The organism is Nostoc cf. edaphicum LEGE 07299 (assembly GCF_015207245.1).
Lineage (GTDB): Bacteria > Cyanobacteriota > Cyanobacteriia > Cyanobacteriales > Nostocaceae > Nostoc > Nostoc edaphicum_B.
Window position 1 is genome coordinate 1 of record NZ_JADEXF010000707.1, and the last position, 3,389, is coordinate 3,389.

Annotated in this window: 4 protein-coding genes and 2 pseudogenes; 4 read left to right on the forward strand and 2 right to left on the reverse strand. The window is 41.6% G+C overall.

The window, feature by feature from the left end:
- The coding region (locus IQ229_RS24615; RefSeq protein ID WP_194046516.1) for a SulP family inorganic anion transporter at window positions 1-152 on the reverse strand (152 nt) is incomplete at its 3' end.
- A 400-nt stretch (window positions 153-552) separates the two neighbouring features.
- Here IQ229_RS24615 and IQ229_RS19310 point away from each other — a divergent pair.
- Window positions 553-786, forward strand: a complete 234-nt coding sequence (locus IQ229_RS19310) for a hypothetical protein (protein WP_194046518.1) — start codon at window positions 553-555, stop codon at window positions 784-786.
- 199 nt (window positions 787-985) lie between these two features.
- Here IQ229_RS19310 and IQ229_RS25015 read toward each other — a convergent pair.
- Window positions 986-1,125 (reverse strand): annotated as a pseudogene (locus tag IQ229_RS25015) (Coenzyme F420 hydrogenase/dehydrogenase, beta subunit C-terminal domain); the annotation flags it as partial.
- Between the two features lie 183 nt (window positions 1,126-1,308).
- On the opposite strand from IQ229_RS25015, the gene IQ229_RS19320 reads away from it, so the two are divergent.
- The 3 genes and pseudogenes from IQ229_RS19320 to IQ229_RS19330 all read left to right on the forward strand — a co-directional run.
- Window positions 1,309-2,112 carry a PspA/IM30 family protein gene (locus IQ229_RS19320; protein ID WP_194046522.1) on the forward strand — a complete coding sequence of 268 codons (804 nt, stop codon included), beginning with the start codon at window positions 1,309-1,311 and terminating at the stop codon, window positions 2,110-2,112.
- A gap of 2 nt (window positions 2,113-2,114) precedes the next feature.
- Window positions 2,115-2,483 (forward strand): HNH endonuclease, encoded by a 369-nt coding sequence (locus IQ229_RS24740; RefSeq protein WP_322744023.1) that lies wholly within the window; start codon window positions 2,115-2,117, stop codon window positions 2,481-2,483.
- Between the two features lie 168 nt (window positions 2,484-2,651).
- Window positions 2,652-3,389, forward strand: a pseudogene (locus tag IQ229_RS19330) (hypothetical protein); the annotation flags it as partial.

Below are 3,389 nucleotides of genomic sequence, written 5' to 3' on the forward strand. Positions count from 1 at the left end.
GGTTCCACACCACTCGCCACCGCAAAGGCTAAAGCCAAAGGCAATGCTACCACTGCTGCTGTTAGTCCTCCCGTCAAATCGCCACGCAGTCCACCAAACAAGCTACCCAGCCGCAAAAGCTGTGGTTCTTTGAGGATATTAGATGTTGCCATATCGTCATTTTCAACTCTTATACACAATTTGCTGAAGCACACACAAATGTTATTCCATCTTTTCAGTAGATTTCATCAGGGTTGTCGAAAATTCCCTGATTGCGTATGGGTTTTGGTTAAAGTTCGCCTATTTGCTAATTAATAAAAGCGCAGGACTGATTGACATAATGGATATGGTGTGTATGTGGAGATTGGCGATCGCTACAGAGTTCCTTAGCAGGACTACTGCTGGTTGGTTTGATAGCTTTGCGTGTTTTGGCAGATAAGCTCGAACATGGAGAAGTAACGCATAGCAGCAGCTAGCGTCAATGCAGCCCAAAAATTTGATGTTTTTAAGCAAATAAGCGCATTTTTAGGATTAACTTTATAATTTCTATGAGTACAAATTTGGTAAATACTAATGTTGCAATCGATTGTAGGAGTGTACAAGAACGGTAAAATACAACTTTTAGAATTACCATCTGATGTATCAGAAAGCCGTGTTATTGTAACTTTTTTAGAACCAGTAAAATCTAAAATACACAAGCAGATAATGCAGTTTGGTATGTTTTCTGGGAATAAACAATCAACAGAAAACGATTTTCAAGTTACTGAATTTCATGGAGATACCGAAGACAGCTTAGACTGGTTATAGTAATATATAACCGCATCAGGATTAGTTACGATTATTTGGTAATGAGTTAACAAAGCTGTTTGTCGGAATCGCACAAAATCATCATGTCATAGAGAGTGCGATCGCACCAAAATAGCATCGATATTTCTGTGGAATAACTTGCTTGTTAAGCTTTTTTGGATCGCGTGTACGTTCTTTGTTCAAGTTCGCCAATTTGCTAATTAATAAAAGCGCAGGCTTACTTGACATAATGAATATAGTATATATAGACAGTCAGAGATCGCTACAGAGTTCTTTAGCAGGGCGACGGCTAGTAGCTTTTAAAGCTCTGGCTTTTTTGTGAGGATAAACTGAGGTCATGTTAAACGCAATTTGTTATCTCAAAACTTAAGATAGCAGAAGGCTGCACTTTACACAAAATTTAAGAACAGAAAGTAAGATTTCATTGATTATTACGAGGCAGCAAAAGCGTACTTTGTTTAAACTTGAGCATAGTATAATTTCCTACTTTAGTCTAAGTAGTATCTAGAAGAGAGAAACATTATGGGACTAGGCGATCGCATCAGCCGCATAATCAGGGCAAACCTGAACGACATGGCAGGTAATTTCAATTACGGAGAAGGCGCAGTGTTTATTGCTGGAGGAACAGCGGCTGGTGCTGTTGTTTCTCAAACCGTTGGTGGCATGGGATTAGCAGCCGCAGGAACAGCTATTGGTATTGGTGCGCCTCACTTGATGGCTACAGGAGCAGTTGCTGGTATGGCTGCTTATGGGACTAAGAAGGGAATAGAAAACCGAGATCCCTTGGTTTTGGGTGCCGCAGGACTAGGAGCGGTTGGTGGTGCTGGAGTTTCTGCCACTGTTGGAAATATGGGGTTACTTGCAGCCGGAAGCGGCTTTAGCATTGGTATGGTTCCTGTTGCTGCGGCTGGTGCAGTAGTTGGACTTGGTGCTTATGGTTTATTGAGGCTTCTTGATGGAGGTCAAGATACTAATGACCCAAAGAAAGTTATTGAATCCCTCAACCAAACACGACTAAGTATAGTGCACAACATTCATTATGTTAAAGCTAGCAAAGAAAGGGTGCAAATAAATTACAAGCAAGCTCAAAAGGAAGTCCAAACTTGGTATCGAATAGCTGTATTAGCTATGAAAAAAGAACGTGAGGATTTGGCTCGTGAAGCCTTGACTCGTAAGTATACTCACCAGCAAACTGCTGATACCCTTGAAAATCAGCTTAATCAGCTAATAACAATAATAGATAATCTCAAAAGTGACTTAAGGTTTATAGAAAGAACAACTGCCCAAATTAAAACAGAAGCAAGCTCAAGCTATGGGTGGGTTTAACAATGGCAAAAAAGGCTCCTAATGAATTCCAAAAACTGGTACGAGGGATGATTCGGAATTTTGCCGTTCTAGTGAATGAGCCAAAGCCTGCGAAAGCCAAGAAGACAGAGATTAAAAAAACAGCTTTTACCAAATCCCAATCTCAACCCAAGCAGGAAGCAAAAAAGCGATCGCGTCATATTCCCCTATCAGTTCGTTTTACAGTTCTGCGAAGAGATGGTCATAAATGTGTTTCTTGTGGAAAAAGTCCACCAGAAGTCACGCTAGAAGTTGATCATAAAGAGCCATTTTCTAAAGGAGGCACTAACGACATTAGTAACTTGCAAACGCTGTGCTTCGAGTGCAATCGTGGCAAAGGTGCAAGTAGCTGAATATAAAGGATATAAATTTCCGTCAAAGATTATAGATAGCCCTTCAGTGAATTTACTGGAGGGTATTTGCTATTCTAAAAAGACTTTATCTCAACTCAGAAAGGATAAAAACCCGATCGTACTTTGCCTTCTTTCTTCTAATTTATTCCTCTTCAAAAACAAAAACCAGTGACACAAAACTCTAAAACAGGTGTAGCATTTATTGCAGGCGGAACTATAGCAGGTGCTGGTGTTTCCGCAACAGTAGGCGGGATGGGACTAGCAGGCGGATTTGGCGCTGTTGGAATTGGTGCAACTCCTGTAGTCAGTGCTGGCGCTGTGGCTGGTGCAGCTGCTTATGGCGCTTTTAAAGCGATCGCCGAAGGAGATGCTGCTGCGATCACTACAATGGGAATTGGTGCAGTCGGCGGTGCTGGTGTTTATAGCGTCGTCGGTGGTATGGGTTTAGTCGCACCGAAAGTAGGGCTGGCATTTGGGATTGGTGCAGTACCAATAGCAGGAATTGGTGCAGTGGTAGGACTCGCCGCCTATGGTATTGCCAAACTGTTAGACGAATCTGGAATTAGCGAAACTCCAGCACAGCTTTTTGAGCGGATGGAAGAGAAAGTTTTGCAGATGGGCTACTATTCCGAAGCAGTAATGGAATTAGAAGCATTTTTATCGGGTGACGATCTCAACCAAAAATTTGCTGTTTTGGAAGTTGAAGATGAGTTACAAGCACTTAAGGCTGAATTCAAGAAAAAATCAGAATTTGTTACGCCTAAAGCCTCTACTCCCAATATTGAAGCAGAAAAAATATCTCTGACAAACCAGCTACCTGAAACTTGGAAATGTGTACGCACACTCAAGAGTCACTTAGCGGCAGTTAATGCGATCGCAATCAGTCATGATGGTACTACCTTAATT